9 protein-coding genes, 2 pseudogenes and 1 CRISPR repeat array are annotated in these 13416 nt (G+C 68.1%); of the genes and pseudogenes, 9 read left to right on the top strand and 2 right to left on the bottom strand.

Annotated features, from left to right (window positions below; genetic code table 11):
* Window positions 1-49 precede the first annotated feature (49 nt).
* Both cas1e and cas2e read left to right on the top strand, forming a co-directional pair.
* A complete protein-coding gene (cas1e, locus tag P3G67_RS24640) occupies window positions 50-985 on the top strand; it encodes a type I-E CRISPR-associated endonuclease Cas1e (protein WP_276095516.1) in 936 nt (311 codons plus the stop codon).
* Window position 986: 1 nt separating this feature from the next.
* Complete coding sequence (gene cas2e / locus P3G67_RS24635) at window positions 987-1316, top strand: type I-E CRISPR-associated endoribonuclease Cas2e (RefSeq protein ID WP_276095430.1); 330 nt, start codon at window positions 987-989, stop codon at window positions 1314-1316.
* A gap of 17 nt (window positions 1317-1333) precedes the next feature.
* Window positions 1334-2154: a CRISPR direct-repeat array (repeat unit 29 nt; unit sequence GTGCTCCCCGCCGACGCGGGGGTGTTCCG).
* A gap of 115 nt (window positions 2155-2269) precedes the next feature.
* On the opposite strand, the pseudogene P3G67_RS24630 reads toward cas2e, so the two are convergent.
* Window positions 2270-2719 (bottom strand): annotated as a pseudogene (locus P3G67_RS24630) (recombinase RecQ); the annotation flags it as partial.
* A 32-nt stretch (window positions 2720-2751) separates the two neighbouring features.
* Between P3G67_RS24630 and P3G67_RS24625 the strand changes: the two are divergent.
* The 3 genes and pseudogenes from P3G67_RS24625 to P3G67_RS24615 form a co-directional block, all read left to right on the top strand.
* Window positions 2752-3293 (top strand): annotated as a pseudogene (locus P3G67_RS24625) (IS5 family transposase); the annotation flags it as partial.
* Between the two features lie 114 nt (window positions 3294-3407).
* The gene (locus P3G67_RS24620; RefSeq protein ID WP_276095429.1) at window positions 3408-3971 is read left to right on the top strand and encodes a helix-turn-helix domain-containing protein; all 564 of its coding nucleotides are present in this window, start codon (window positions 3408-3410) and stop codon (window positions 3969-3971) included.
* A 134-nt stretch (window positions 3972-4105) separates the two neighbouring features.
* Window positions 4106-5434: an alpha/beta hydrolase family protein gene (locus P3G67_RS24615; RefSeq protein WP_276095428.1), complete on the top strand. Its 1329-nt coding sequence runs from the start codon at window positions 4106-4108 to the stop codon at window positions 5432-5434.
* Between the two features lie 121 nt (window positions 5435-5555).
* Here P3G67_RS24615 and P3G67_RS24610 read toward each other — a convergent pair whose 3' ends face one another.
* The gene (locus P3G67_RS24610) at window positions 5556-7682 is read right to left on the bottom strand and encodes a hypothetical protein (protein ID WP_276095427.1); all 2127 of its coding nucleotides are present in this window, start codon (window positions 7680-7682) and stop codon (window positions 5556-5558) included.
* Window positions 7683-8466: 784 nt separating this feature from the next.
* Between P3G67_RS24610 and P3G67_RS24605 the strand changes: the two genes are divergently transcribed.
* The 4 genes from P3G67_RS24605 to P3G67_RS24590 all read left to right on the top strand — a co-directional run bounded on the left by P3G67_RS24605 (window position 8467) and on the right by P3G67_RS24590 (window position 13086).
* On the top strand, window positions 8467-9156 hold the full coding sequence (locus P3G67_RS24605) for a Crp/Fnr family transcriptional regulator (protein ID WP_313881200.1): 690 nt from the start codon (window positions 8467-8469) through the stop codon (window positions 9154-9156).
* A 102-nt stretch (window positions 9157-9258) separates the two neighbouring features.
* The gene (locus P3G67_RS24600) at window positions 9259-10074 is read left to right on the top strand and encodes a hypothetical protein (RefSeq protein ID WP_276095425.1); all 816 of its coding nucleotides are present in this window, start codon (window positions 9259-9261) and stop codon (window positions 10072-10074) included.
* A 52-nt stretch (window positions 10075-10126) separates the two neighbouring features.
* A complete protein-coding gene (locus P3G67_RS24595) occupies window positions 10127-12388 on the top strand; it encodes a hypothetical protein (protein WP_276095424.1) in 2262 nt (753 codons plus the stop codon).
* 134 nt (window positions 12389-12522) lie between these two features.
* Window positions 12523-13086 carry a hypothetical protein gene (locus P3G67_RS24590; RefSeq protein ID WP_276095423.1) on the top strand — a complete coding sequence of 188 codons (564 nt, stop codon included), beginning with the start codon at window positions 12523-12525 and terminating at the stop codon, window positions 13084-13086.
* Window positions 13087-13416: the final 330 nt, after the last annotated feature.

Genomic DNA, 13416 nt, shown 5'->3' with positions numbered 1-13416 from the left:
ACGAAGAGGCGGTGACGCGCGCCAGCGGCTCGCCGCCCCCACCCTGGCCATGCTCCCGCGCGTCGCTGACTCGCTTTCCTTCCTCTACCTGGACATGGTCCGCGTCATCCAAGACGACACCGGCGTCTGCGCCCAGATCCAGGTCACCCCCGACCACACCGACACCGTCTGCATCCCCACAGCAGCCATCTCCTGCCTCCTGCTGGGCCCTGGCGTGTCCATCACCACCCGCGCGCTCTCCACACTGGCACGCCACGGCACCAGCGTCGTATGCACCGGCTCAGGTGGCGTACGCGCCTACGCAGGCATCCTCCCGGACTCCCTGACCACACACTGGCTCGAACGCCAGGCCAACTCCTGGGCCGACCCACAACGCAGACTCCACGTCGCCGTGCGCATGTATCGCATGCGCTTCGATGACTCCATACCCGACGATGTCACCCTCGCCCAACTACGCGGCATGGAAGGCCACCGGATGAAGGCCCTCTACCGCCTCCTCGCCCAGCAACACGGCATCGGCCGCTTCCGCCGCAACTACCACCCCGACCAATGGGACCAGCAAGACCCCGTCAACCTCGCCCTGTCCTCAGCCAACACCTGCCTGTACGGCGTCGTCCATGCCGCACTTCTCGCCCTCGGCTGTTCACCAGCACTCGGCTTCGTCCACGCCGGCACTCAACACGCCTTCGTCTACGACATCGCCGACCTCTACAAAGCCCACACCACACTGCCGGTCGCCTTCTCCCTGCACCAGTCGACCAATCCCGAAGCCGACGCACGCCGAAAGTTCCGCGAAGAACTCCGCCTCTTCAAACTGCTGCCGCGCACCATCCGCGATATCCAGACACTCCTCACAGCGGACGCGGACACAGACTTCGTAGACATCGACGACACCGAGCGCCACGAAGCGCACATCGTCCACCTCTGGGACCCCGAGCACGGCGTGCTCCCCGCCGGCACCAACTACGCCAGGGAGGCCGACTGACATGCCCTCCATGCTTGTTCTTGCAACCACAGCTGTTCCCGACCACCTCCGCGGCGCTCTCTCCCGCTGGACCATCGAGGTCGTTCCCGGCATCTTCGTCGGCACCGTATCCGCACGCGTCCGCGACGAGTTGTGGACTTCCGTTTCCCAAGTAGTAGGCGACGGCGCCGCAGTCCTCGTCCATCCCGCACCGACCGAACAGGGATACGCCATTCGCACCGCCGGTACGCGCCGCCGCACCCCCATCGATTTCGACGGACTAACACTGATGCGCATGACCGCAGCCCCACACAGCCCCACGCAAGTAAAGAGAACGCCAAGCCCCTCCTAAACTGCAGGTCAGGAAGTGTGCTCCCCGCCGACGCGGGGGTGTTCCGCCCCCGCCGGTGGTCGAGATCGGCGGGGGCTCGTGCTCCCCGCCGACGCGGGGGTGTTCCGAACTTCTTGAGCGTCTCGTCGGAGGCGTCCTTGTGCTCCCCGCCGACGCGGGGGTGTTCCGCCGTCAAGCGCGTCGCCGAGCAACCGCCCCACGTGCTCCCCGCCGACGCGGGGGTGTTCCGCTGTACCCGACACCGGAGGCGATTCGAGAGGAGTGCTCCCCGCCGACGCGGGGGTGTTCCGACTGCTGCCATAGTCCTCCTATCCCCTGAGCTGTGCTCCCCGCCGACGCGGGGGTGTTCCGGTGCTCGCCGCGACGGGGCTACCGAAGGAGGAGTGCTCCCCGCCGACGCGGGGGTGTTCCGAACGGCACGTTGTCGAGTCGGCCCGTCGCGGCGTGCTCCCCGCCGACGCGGGGGTGTTCCGTACGCCATGGGGTCGAGGACGTCCACCATCGGGTGCTCCCCGCCGACGCGGGGGTGTTCCGCAGAAGGGTTTCGGGCCGGTACAGCTGGCTGAGTGCTCCCCGCCGACGCGGGGGTGTTCCGCCGGGGACGTCCTCCCGCACGTACGCGTAGCTCTGCTCTCCGCCGACGCGGGGGTGTTCCGTCGTCCTTCGACCCCTTCGGCGCCACGAGCGTGTGCTCCCCGCCGACGCGGGGGTGTTCCTTCTGACCCGCAGTCCCCGGCGGTGGGCGCGGGGTGCTCCCGGCCGACGCGGGGGTGTTCCCGGTCCCAACTGGGCGCGCGGTCCTCGTCGTTGTGCTCCCCGCCGACGCGGGGGTGTTGCCCGGGTGCCGAACGGGGGGCGGGACCGGGTGCTCCCCGCCCGTTCTCCAACGCCGCCACACACTCCACGTGGTGCGTCATCGGGAACACGCACTCGCGCCGACAAAATGGGCAGGCTCAGCCTGCCGCAGCGAGGACCAGCGGAAGAACCTGTTCGCTGCCTGCCTGGCGCAGTAGACGGGCGGCGACTGCGAGGGTCCAGCCGGAGTCGGTGTAGTCGTCCACGAGCAGGACGGGACCGGGTGCGCTGGCCAGGGCACCAGCCAGGTCCTCGGAGACGGTGAAGGCCCCGGACAGCGTCCTGAGGCGTTGAGCGGAGTTGCTGCGGCGTGCCGCGTGCGCCCCGCTCGGCCCGGTGTATGCCAGGGTGCCCAGGAAGGGGAGGCGGCCGATGTTCGCGATTCCCTGGGCGAGGGAACCGACCAGTTGCGGGCGGGCCAGAGACGGTACGGCGACGACTCCCACCGGCCGGGCAACGGCCTCCGGCGCATTCGACGCCCAGCCACCCGGAGAGCGCGCCCAATCGGCGAGGGCCGCCACCGCGGCCCGCAGGACATCGTCGGGGACCCGGGCAGGACGGCGAAAGCGATCCAGTCCGTGCCGAACGCCGACGTATCCGCCGCAGACGGCGGGCCAGGCTGAGCGCCGCTCTGCTTGGGCGGTCCCGGGGCGGGCTGACCAAGATCCATCTGGTCGCTGACCGGCGCTGCCGGCCGAGGGCGCTCCTGCTGACCGCCGGGCAGGCCGCCGACAGCCCCCAGTTCATCCCGGTCCTGAGCAAGGTGCGGGTCCGCCTGCCTGTCGGCCGTCCCCGCACTCGGCCGGCCGCAGTCGCTGGCGATAAGGCTTACTCCTCCCGCGCCAACCGCGCCCACCTGCGAAAACACCGCATCAAGGCGGTCATCCCGGAGAAGAAGGACCAGGCCGCCAACCGCAGGAAGAAAGGCAGCCGGGGCGGCAGGCCCGTCACTCACGACGCCGATCTCTACCGCGACCGCAACACAGTCGAGCGGGCCGTCAACAGGATGAAGGACTGGGGGGCATCGCGACCCGCTACGACAAGACGCCCGAAAGCTACCTCGCCGGACTCCATCTCCGCGCCGCGACCATCTGGATCAGCAGCCTCCTTAAAGCTCATTGACCACGACTGAAGACAGCCCCTGGTCGGCGATCTGCGGCGAGGCGATGGCGCGGTCCGCACCGAGAGTTGCAAGGTTTCCTTGCAAACACCCTTTGCAATTCGTAGCCTTCTGGCATGGCCGAACAACCGCCTGCCCGGGAGATCACCGATGTCGAGGCGCTGCGCGCCTTCGCACACCCGATGCGGCAGAAGATCGAGCAATGCCTGCGCCGTGGACCGGCCAACTCTGCCGCGCTCGCACGCGAGTTGGGCGAGAGCACGGGGCTGGTCAGCTACCACCTGCGGCAGCTGGCCAAGCACGGCTTCGTCGAGGAGGTCCCGGAGCTGGCGAAGGGGCGGGAGCGGTGGTGGCGGGCGGTGGCGGGGGACCGGCGGTTCCCGCCGTACAGCCGGCAGACGCCGCAGATGCGCGAGGCGCTGACCGAGATGCACCGGTTGAACCTCGCCGAACTGATCGACTCCGCCCGGCGGTTCGGGGAGGCGCGCGACACGCTGGGGCCCTGGGCCGACGCGGCGCTCTTCTCGCGCGCCACGCTCCGGGTCGACCCCGACCAACTCCGGGCGTTCTTCGAGGAGTACATCGCGCTCCTCTACCGGTACTCGGCCCCGGAGGGCGAGGCAGCGCCCGAGGCGCGGACCGTGCTCGTCCGGCTGCTCGGAATTCCCGAGATCAACTGACCGCGCGGCCCAACCGACAACGCAGGGGGACGCACACCGTGCTGCGCTCGGCTACGTCCGCATCACCGATACGCGCCGTACTGGCCGCCTTGTCCGGGGCGTTGGCCGGCGCCCTCCTCTTACTGACAGCGCCGGTGGCGTACGCCGGAGGGGACGGGCTGGCCCGCCAGGAGGTCACGTTCCGAGGCGGCAGTGGGCTCGTCCTGCACGGCACCGTCCTCCGCAAGGACAGAGCACCCGGCCCAGGACCTGGCATCGTGCTCGTCGGCGGCTCGGGTGCCGGGCCCCGGGACGAGTACCGGCAGGAGGCCGAGGCGTTCGCCCGGGCCGGAATCACCACGCTCGTCTACGACAAGCGGACCGTCGGCTACTCCCGGCTCCATCGGGACTTCGGCCTGCTGGCCGACGACGCGCTTGCCGGAGTACGGCTGTTGCAGTCCAGGAGCGGGGTGAACCCACGCCAGGTCGGACTGTGGGGGTTCAGCGAGGGAGGCTGGGTCGCGCCGCTGGCCGCGTCGCGCTCGGCCGACGTCGCGTTCATCGTCACCATCGGCGGGTCCGGCTACGACCCGCTGCGCACCCAGGCCTGGAATCTCACCACACATCTGCGCCACCGGGGGGTGGGCGGACCGTTCCGTCGCACCGTGGCCGGTCCCACCGCCCAATTCATGGGCGCCATCAGGCTGTTCCCCGCGGCGGGCTACGACCCCGTGCCCGTGCTCGAGCGGCTCCACCGAACGCCGGTGCTGGCGCTGTGGGGCGAGCACGACACGCAGGTACCGCCCCAGGAGAGCGCACGGATCTTCCGCGAGGCCCTGGCCCGGGCGGGCAACCAGCACGTGGTCATCGGCTTCGTCGCGGGCGGTGCGCACAACGGGCACCGCACGTCGGACGGTTTCGACCGGATCGGCGGCCCCCTCTTCCACGGCAAGAAACTGGGAGAGCTGGCCCCCGGCTATGCACAGACCATTACCTCATGGGTGCGGGCCGACGCCGCCGGCCACCCACCGGCGTCAAGCGCCGCCCCCGCACCCGCGCAGGCACTCGCCACCACCCCCGTACCGGGCCACGCCTGGTACGCCCGGCTCGCCCCGACACTGCTGCTCCTCGGCTTCGCCGCCTATCCGGTGAGTGCCCCCCTGCGCCGGGGCCCGGTCCTGCGTCCGGTGCGGTGGCTGGCCGGGCTCGGCCTGCTCGCGGTCGCGGCGGCGGTAACCTGCCCGCTCGCTGTCTTCGTGGCCGGGGACAGTGCGGTGGCGCCCGTGGTGTGGGGACGTCCGGCGGTGTGGCTGGTGGTGCAGGGTCTCGCCGTCGCCGTGGTGGGGTCCGCCTGTGTCTCGGCAGCCGCGCTCTGGCGCCGACGGCCGACGCCGAGTTGGGCGGCCTGGCTGCGTCTGGCCCCGGTCGGGCTGGCCGCGGTCGGGTTCGTGCCCTGGGCGGTGTGGTGGGGTGTTGCCGCGTGACAGCCACCGTCCCACTACAACAAGACGCCCGAGAGCCACCTCGCCGGACTCCATCTCCGCGCACCGACTATCAAGATCAGCAGCCTTCTGAAAGTCCCTTGATCACGACTGAAGACAGTCCCTAGGAGTAGACGCCGAGCTCATAGTGAGACACCCCGGCGTAGACAGTCACGGTCCCGTCGGCTTCTACTTCGCCCCAAGGGCGCTCCGGGAGCGAGATGTCCAGGACGCTTGCACCGCAGCCCTCGCAGCAGTCAAAGTAGTCCTGCCACGCCGTCACGTCTCCTTCGCTGCTGGGGTTACGCATCGTGTGGATGTCGTGGCCGGTGCACTCGTCGTTCGGGCAGGGTTCGCCGTGGCCGCAGTCCGAAGTGCCGCACGGGCAGAGGCTGGCGCACGGCGCTGGTTCCCAGTCCTGGGTGGCTACCGCGCGTTGCTGGGGTGACTTCCGGTCGGCCGTCAGGGCGTCCACGACTTCCCGTCGGGCCATTCCGGTCGCTTCCTGAAGGGCGTGAGTGAGCGCGACCACGTCCGTCAGGTCAGGCTGGGAGCCCGACAGCCAGATGGTCGGTGCTCCGGAAGGGTCGTCGTCGTTGCGATAGAGCCGTGCGAAGAAGGAACGCGTTCCCGTGTCGTATCCCCAGTCGCTGCCCCGGGCCCATCCGTGAAGCGGCAGAGGGAGACTGAAGTCTTCGACGATGCGCTGTCCTTGCGGCACGTAGAGGGCGGTCATGCGATGCCAGTGACAATGCGCCAGGTCGTCATGGACGACGGTGGTGCAGGTGTCGTCCAGTGCCGGGTTTCCTCGGCAGCGCCGCTTGGATCGGTGGGTGCGGCAATACGTCTCCGTCGCCGGGATGAGCTGATCGCACTGTCGTCCGGCCTCGTCGCCGGGTGCCAGGCAGCGCTGGCGGTGGGCAGCGGTCGGATGACCGTTGACCGCAGCGCCGTCGGCCCGGCGCTGTTCGATCTCGCGGTGGATCCGGGCGACGCTCTCGTTGCGTGCCGCTCCGGGCAGTGGGTAGACCGTTCCCTTCGTCGTCAGCAGGTTCGTGAAGGTGTCCGGCGCAAGTTGCGGCTCCAGGAGCAGCCGCAGATCCTCGTCGCCGACCGCGTACTCCACGGCTTCTCCCGACCTAAGGACGGTGCGCAAGCGTCGGCTGGTGATCAGTCCCAGCCAGAGCTCCAGCATCACTTCGCAGTCATCGGAGACCGGCTGGAAGAACCAGCGTTCCTCCGCGTCATCGATCGTCCTGATGCCGCGGTGCGCCTCCGTCCGGGACGCCTTCTTCGCCCGCTCACGCAGCCCTTGCGCGCGGGCCAGGGTGGTCAAGTCCAGACGTGCCGTGTCGCCGGCGGACAGGTGTCGGGCGGCATACAACGTGTCCACTGTCTTCGCGGCCAGCGCGCCGACGTTCACCAAGTCGCCGTAGGTGCGCAGGCACCGGTAGTCGCCGTCGAAGAGATTGTGGCCGATGATCAAGTCGACGTCCTCGGCGGCCGCGTTGAGCTCCGACAGATTGTGATCTCGAAACGTGCGGAATGCGCGCTGCCGCCAGATGGCCTGTCCGGGCACGCCGACGGCTTCCTGCCATTCCATCACCAAGAGGCCCACGACGTCGATGTCCCAACGCTCCGGCAGGCTGCGACCCGCCACCCGCGCATAGTCCACGTCCAGCACCCCCACCGTGCGGGGCGCTCCCTCCGGCAGCCGTCCGGCTACCTGGGTGCTGTAGCCGGGCGCGTGGCCGCCGTAGCGGTCGGCGGCGACGATGCTGGGGTCGGGCGCCACGATCGGAGTCCACGTCTCCATGACCTCCGCACTGGCGTAACCACAGTCCGCCTTGCCGTGCGTGCACGCCGAATGCGCCACGTACAGGGCGAACCCCCGTCGGCGCAGGTCCAAACCACTGGGATCTTCGGAGAGTTGCTGCTCGGAGAACACCCAGTTGTAGACCGGCACGACCAAGTTGGACTGCAGGTACCAGCCTGCCTGAAGCGGCGCACGCGGTGCATCGATCTGCGGGGAGAAATCGGATGAGCACCCCTCGGGTACGTACGCCGTGAATTCCAGGGGAGGCAGGCCAGCTTCCCTCAGGTCGTCGATCAATGCCTGAAAGCCCCAGCCACGCGAAGGCACACGCGGGCCACCGAGGTTGATCGTGGAGGGCAGTTGCCCCTGCGTGGGAACCACTCCGGTCCGCCGGGCACGCGATAGTGGCTTCTTCTTCCGCTTCTTCTTCGGCATGCGAGGGACCGTAGCCGTCCCTACTGACAACAATGCCCCCTGGAAACGGGCTCCCCTCGGCCCAGCGCGCGATCGTCCAGGTGAGCTCGAACAGGCTCGAAGGCTTGCCAATGCGCACTGGGGCGCCCCCCATCTCCATTACTACTGCCCGCGGAAGTCCGTGGAGTGAGAGACCTAGCGCTCCTCGTGCCCTGCGGGAGGCATCACTCGTCGGCGGCGGCGAGCAGGCTGGCAACTGCGATAACAAGCACGCGACGGCCACGGAGGGTGTGGGGCGGCATGCACGAGCCATGCGGAATTCCGACGGAGACGGAGCGGCTGAAAGGGCACGCCGAACGCGCCTTCGTCGAGGTGCAGCGGGCGGACACGAAAGCAACGGCCTTGTGTGGAATAGCGGGTGGCTTGCTGGCTGCAGGGGTCGCCGTACTGTCGAGTGCACATGGCATGCCCATGATCGGAATGTACTCCCTGGTCTTGATGTGCCTGTTACTGATGGCCGCGATAGGGGCTGCGCTACTCGCGCTGCGGCCCATGGTCCCAAGGGCGGGGCTGCATACCGCGTTGATGGGCGAGGCGGTCGTACACCACCGGGTCGGTGTGAGTACGGCCTCGCGTGGGGAGCTTGAACGGCAGGTCGAGGTCCATCGGCTACAGGTGCTTGCCTGGCTGGCGGACAGGAAGCTGCGAGCGGCCCGTCTGGCCGTCGATTTTGCCCTAGCAGCCCTCTTGGTGGCTGGAATGTGTCTATTGAGCAATATTCTGGTTAGTTGAGACGATCACCTAAGTGTGTCGGGGCCGCACAGCAGGGGGACGTGTGTATCAGTCGCATGCCACGTTGATCGGCGACAAGTTATGGGCACGCCTGAAGACGCTCGCACCGCAGCGTGTCAGGCCCGCGCGGAGCGTGCTCCTACGTCAGGGAGATCCAGCAACGCACGTGATCGTGCTGGAGTCCGGGTCAGTGTTGATCACCCTGGCGGGGGACTGCGGGGAAAGGACGCTTCTTGCCGTGCGCGGTGCCGGCGAGTTGCTCGGAGAGCTGGCCGTGTTGGACTCCCAGCCGCGCACTGCCACGGTAATCGCTGCCGAGACCTGTCACATCCGCATCATCCCAGCTGCCGCCTTCCTCGAGTTCGTTGAGGAGCATGATCTACTCGCCCTTCTGTTGCGCCACGCCATCGCTCGGGTCAGGGAGTCGGAGGCCGTCCGGCTCGAACTGGCCACCGCATCTGTGCCGCTGCGTCTGGCATCGGCCCTGTCCCGACTGGTCGACGCCGCATCCAGTTCAGCCTCGGATCTCGCCGTGCGGCTGACACAGACAGAGCTGTCTCAGATGATCGGGGCTTCCCGCAATGCGGTGGTCAACGCCCTCAAGCCCTGGCGCGAGCAGGACTGGGTCCGCACTACCTCCGGTGGCGGGCTCCTCGTTCGCGATATCCATTCGATTCAGTCGCACGCGCGTACGCAAGCGTGACAGGCCGCACTTCAGGTGTGCCCACTACTGGGCAGCAGTGGCCGTCCCGCCCGATCAGCATGGGCACTTCCCTGACCGCCTGTGCTGAAAGGACGGTGCTCGATGGATGCGCCGCTGCACGCAGAGCCCCTGGATGTGCCCGCCGAACTCGCCCTCGTGGCCATCGACATGGAGAAGTACAGCCAGATCCCCGAGGCGAAGATGGCTGCCGCCCGGTGCGATGTGGACGACATCGTGGCGACTGTACTCGCCGAATGTGAGCTGCCCGACCCGCAGGAACTTCCCGGCGGCTACAAGGACAACGGCGACGGGGCGATCCTGCTGTTCCCGCCCTCGGTACTGGCACGGCTCGTGGACCCACTGCTCGGCCGGCTCAATGGGGCTCTGGTGCGCTACGAGCAGCAGCGACTGGCCAGTAGTCCCGTCCTGCGACTGCGGGCCAGTGTGCACGTCGGTCCACTGTCCCTGCCCGACCACCGCGGTGACGCCATCAACGACACCACCCGGCTGCTCGACAGCCGGGCAACCCGCCAGGCGCTTTCCGCCGCGAAGGACAGCGGCGGCTTCCTTGCTGCCGCGCTCTCCGAGATCGCCTACCGGCGCACCGTGCACGCGGGGCGCACACCGGATCTGGGCTCACACCACTTCCTTGGGGTGGCTGCCCGCGTCAGCGACAAGCCCGGCTTCGAGCAACCCTGCCGGATTCACGTGCCGGGCCTGACCGGGCCTGCCGTACGCCTCTACCTCACCGACGCCACATCACCGACCGCAGCTCCTGCATCTGTCCCGCAGCCGAGCGATGCGCCGACGACACCGGCTCCTGGCAGCGGCGGCACATTCCAGTTTCACGGTCAGGTCAGCGACTCGACGATCGCCGATCGCATCGAAACTCTGCGGATCGACCGCCGCCAGCGGTGAGGCGTCCGCCCACCCTGCCGCTCTTCCCACACACTCACCCTGGAGTTCCCGTATGACTGACGTGCCGTTCGACCCCACGCGCTCCGACAACACTCCGCCGACCGGCGAGGTCCGCGAGAACCACTCCAACGGCTCCGGCAACTGGCTGCATCGGTTGCGTCCCGGCAACGGCGCTCCCGATCGGCCGGACGCGAACCCCGACGACCCAATCCCCTCCCCCACTCCCCCGTCGCCGGATGCCATCCCAACCACGTCGCGCGTGTACGAAACCGACGGTACAGCGACAAACGTCTTTGGGGACCCCGAAGTCGTCGCCAACGTCATCGAACAGCTGATCCTGGAGACCCGAAAGCGGGACTTGCTGGAGGGTGTCGAACAAAGCCGCGAGCGGCTGCTCGATCAGCCGTTCGTTCGCAGCACGCATTGGGAAACGGTCTGGGAGCAGATCATCAATCCCGCTACCAGCCGCCCTCACCAACCCGTGATCATCATTGTGGCGCCCCGCTCATGCGGCTCCACAACCCTCGCTCTGCGGCTGCTGGCTGAGCACACCGCTGACACCACCACCGTGGTCAAACTGGACGCGGACTGGCAGACCCCCAGCAAGGGCCGCCTACCCTTGGAGAAGGCGCACGCCTACCAGCTCGACCTCAAGCACCCGGTGAACGATCGGGTATCGATGGACTTCCTCGACGCGCTGTCGGAACACGCCACTCACCTCCGGGATTGCCGCTCCTATCTGGCGCTGACCGTGGCACAGGACCTGTGGAAGGATCACCGCCTCAACGATCGTGACGGCATTCAAGTGGTTCGTCTGCGCGAGGCTCCTGATGCCCTGGAGGTGGTCGAGGCTCATCTAGACGCCCACGGCTACGGACAGCTGGTCACAGCGCTGAACTCCCTCCCCAAGGCCACCGCCTCCTTGCGCGGACTGACCGCAGTGGCCGCCGTGCGAGCCGCGCACGCCGCCGCGATGGTCTGGAAGGAACACATCCACGCCAGCTTCCAGCGGTCGCTCGTACAGATCGACGGCGAGCGTGGAACCCCGATCACTCTGGAAGAACGCATCATCGCGGCGCTGACCGACTGGCGCGGTGAACTCGACAGCCGGTTCGGCGAGATGAACAGCTCGCACGCCCACGACAACCCCTCACTCACCGTGGAGGACCGTTGCCTGCTGCTGGCCCTGGCCGTGCAGCAGTCCGCGCCCATGCCTGTCGTCGCGCGCAGTGCAGCCGATCTGCTGGCATCCATCGGAAACACCCCCGACGCTCCCGGCACGGCAGCAGGACCCTCGCCAACCCTCAGCGCCCTGGCTGGACGGGGAATGCGTCGGCGTATCCAGGACGTCGGGGGCCGAGTCGACATGCAGGACACCGTGGTCTTCGACCGGCCCGCCTACGGACGCGCTGTGCTGGAGTACGTCTGGGACAACTACGACGTCATGCGCAAGCCCTTGCTGACCTGGCTCGTCGCGACAGCCCAAACCGCCGATCCGGAAGACCGCGCAGTGGCCGCGCTGGCCGAACTCACCGTGCGGCACGGAACGGTGGACTACCTCACCACGCTGGGCGAACTCGTCGGTAGCAGTCACCCAATGGTGCTCGGTGCGGTCATGGAAAGCGCCGTGCGCAACGAACACGTCGGACGCCTGGCGTGGGAGGCGCTGTACGGGTGGGCGGAGCAGAAGAGTTACGCGCCCGCGGTGATTGCACTGTGCCGACGCATCCTGGAAGACTCCTCCGTCGCCACATCTCTGGCCAAGCGGGCAATGGTGCGCCTGCGCCGCGTCGCGCACAAAAACACCGACGCCACCGTGGTCAGCCAAGTCCTGGATGCCTTCGACGCCCTAGTCCAACACCCCGCTGTGGCCCAGCGGCTGGCCGGTGAGGTTCAGGGCTGGCAGCAGGGCAAGGCTTCCTCCGCACGCAGCGGCGCACTGGCTTTCCTCGCTTTGATGACCGTACGCCGCAACGGCACACCGTGGCTCGTGTGCACCCCTCCCACCAACATCGACGTCCAGCGAGCCGTCCACGACCTGCTCTCCTCCTCGGTCACCGCAGCCGAAGTCATCTCACGCCTGACGGACTGGATCCGCTCCTGTGCCGACGATCCCAGCGTGTACACGCAGTTGCGCGACCAGCTCCTGCCAGCGCTGCGCGGCCACAACATGTTCGAGGCCGGCATGAAGCTCATGAACGAGCTGAGTGGCATCTCCACCCCCGAGGGCCTCAGCGTGGCTGACGACTTCTACAACCACCTCGTCGACAGCCGTCTGCACACGGTCTTCCCCCTCGAAGAGAACCTCACATGAGGTGGCCATGGCGCCGCGCAATCCGTACGAGTAGCTCTGTCCAGCCGCGTCTGCTGCCCAGTGCCACCGACGGCATCGCGATCGAGGCCGTGTACACGATCACCTGGCGACCGCTTTGGCGAGTGCCACCCAATGTGGAGGAGACAGTACGCGCCACCGTGCACGCCACGGCCGCCCAGACAGCGGCGCGTCTGGAAGCCTCGGACGTGCCCGCCGTACAGGACGCCGTCAACGCTGCCCTTGGCTGTCTGCCTCGCCGCGCCCCGAACTACTGGCTGCTGAACGCATACGCGACCCTCGGTCTGCCCAGCGCAGCACAGGAGCTACTGGCACAGCGGGCAGCGGACGAGCAACGTGTCCGCCGCCTGCGCTTCTTGAAGGAAAACCTCTACGACCACCCGGACCTCGTCGTCCTGGACCAACTCGAACACCACGCCCCCGGCGCCCTGGCCGACGAATACGTTGCCGAACTCCAGCGTCTCGCCCGCCTGATCTGCTCCTGCGACCGCTGGTGGTTCCCGCTCCTGCAGCAATGGGAGCAGGTCGGCCAAGGGTTCACGAACATCGAGAAGCGACAGCAAGCCATGGTCGTGCTGTCCGACTCCCTGAAGGCACTGAACGGCGGCAGCCTGCCCAGCAGCAGCGCGCCGATAGACATGCCCGGGTCTGACGGGACGCCTCGAAGGGCACATCCATGAAGCTCGCCCTGTGGCGGGTACTGCTGGCCCCCATGACAAGCCTCCGAGCCCTTCTCATTCAACGGCGCAGCTCAACGCCCCTGTCCTACGACGCTGCCTGGCGCCAAGCCCGCCTGCACGGTTGTCCCGACGAAATGGTCTACCGACTCCACGGCCACCAAGCCGCCACGCTCCCCGACCAGGCGTCCAGCGCCCGTGCACCCTTCATACCGCCCAGGAACGACGAGCCGACCGACCGGCGCCCCTAATCTGAGCCCCCGCACCCACACAAACACCCGCGCCCCGTCCAAATAGGGCAGGGCACGGGAGTATTTATGCGGCAATTATCAG

It is taken from the genome of Streptomyces silvisoli, from assembly GCF_029269905.1.
Taxonomy (GTDB): domain Bacteria; phylum Actinomycetota; class Actinomycetes; order Streptomycetales; family Streptomycetaceae; genus Streptantibioticus_A; species Streptantibioticus_A silvisoli_A.
This window is presented reverse-complemented; position numbering and strand designations above follow the sequence as displayed.

Bases quoted from the DNA above. Each gene is read 5' to 3' on its own strand.
- P3G67_RS24595 (WP_276095424.1), top strand. From the start codon at position 10,127: ATGACTGACGTGCCGTTCGACCCCACGCGCTCCGACAACACTCCGCCG.
- cas2e (WP_276095430.1), top strand. From the start codon at position 987: ATGCCCTCCATGCTTGTTCTTGCAACCACAGCTGTTCCCGACCACCTC.
- P3G67_RS24600 (WP_276095425.1), top strand. From the start codon at position 9,259: ATGGATGCGCCGCTGCACGCAGAGCCCCTGGATGTGCCCGCCGAACTC.
- P3G67_RS24620 (WP_276095429.1), top strand. From the start codon at position 3,408: ATGGCCGAACAACCGCCTGCCCGGGAGATCACCGATGTCGAGGCGCTG.
- cas1e (WP_276095516.1), top strand. From the start codon at position 50: ATGCTCCCGCGCGTCGCTGACTCGCTTTCCTTCCTCTACCTGGACATG.
- P3G67_RS24610 (WP_276095427.1), bottom strand. From the start codon at position 7,682: ATGCCGAAGAAGAAGCGGAAGAAGAAGCCACTATCGCGTGCCCGGCGG.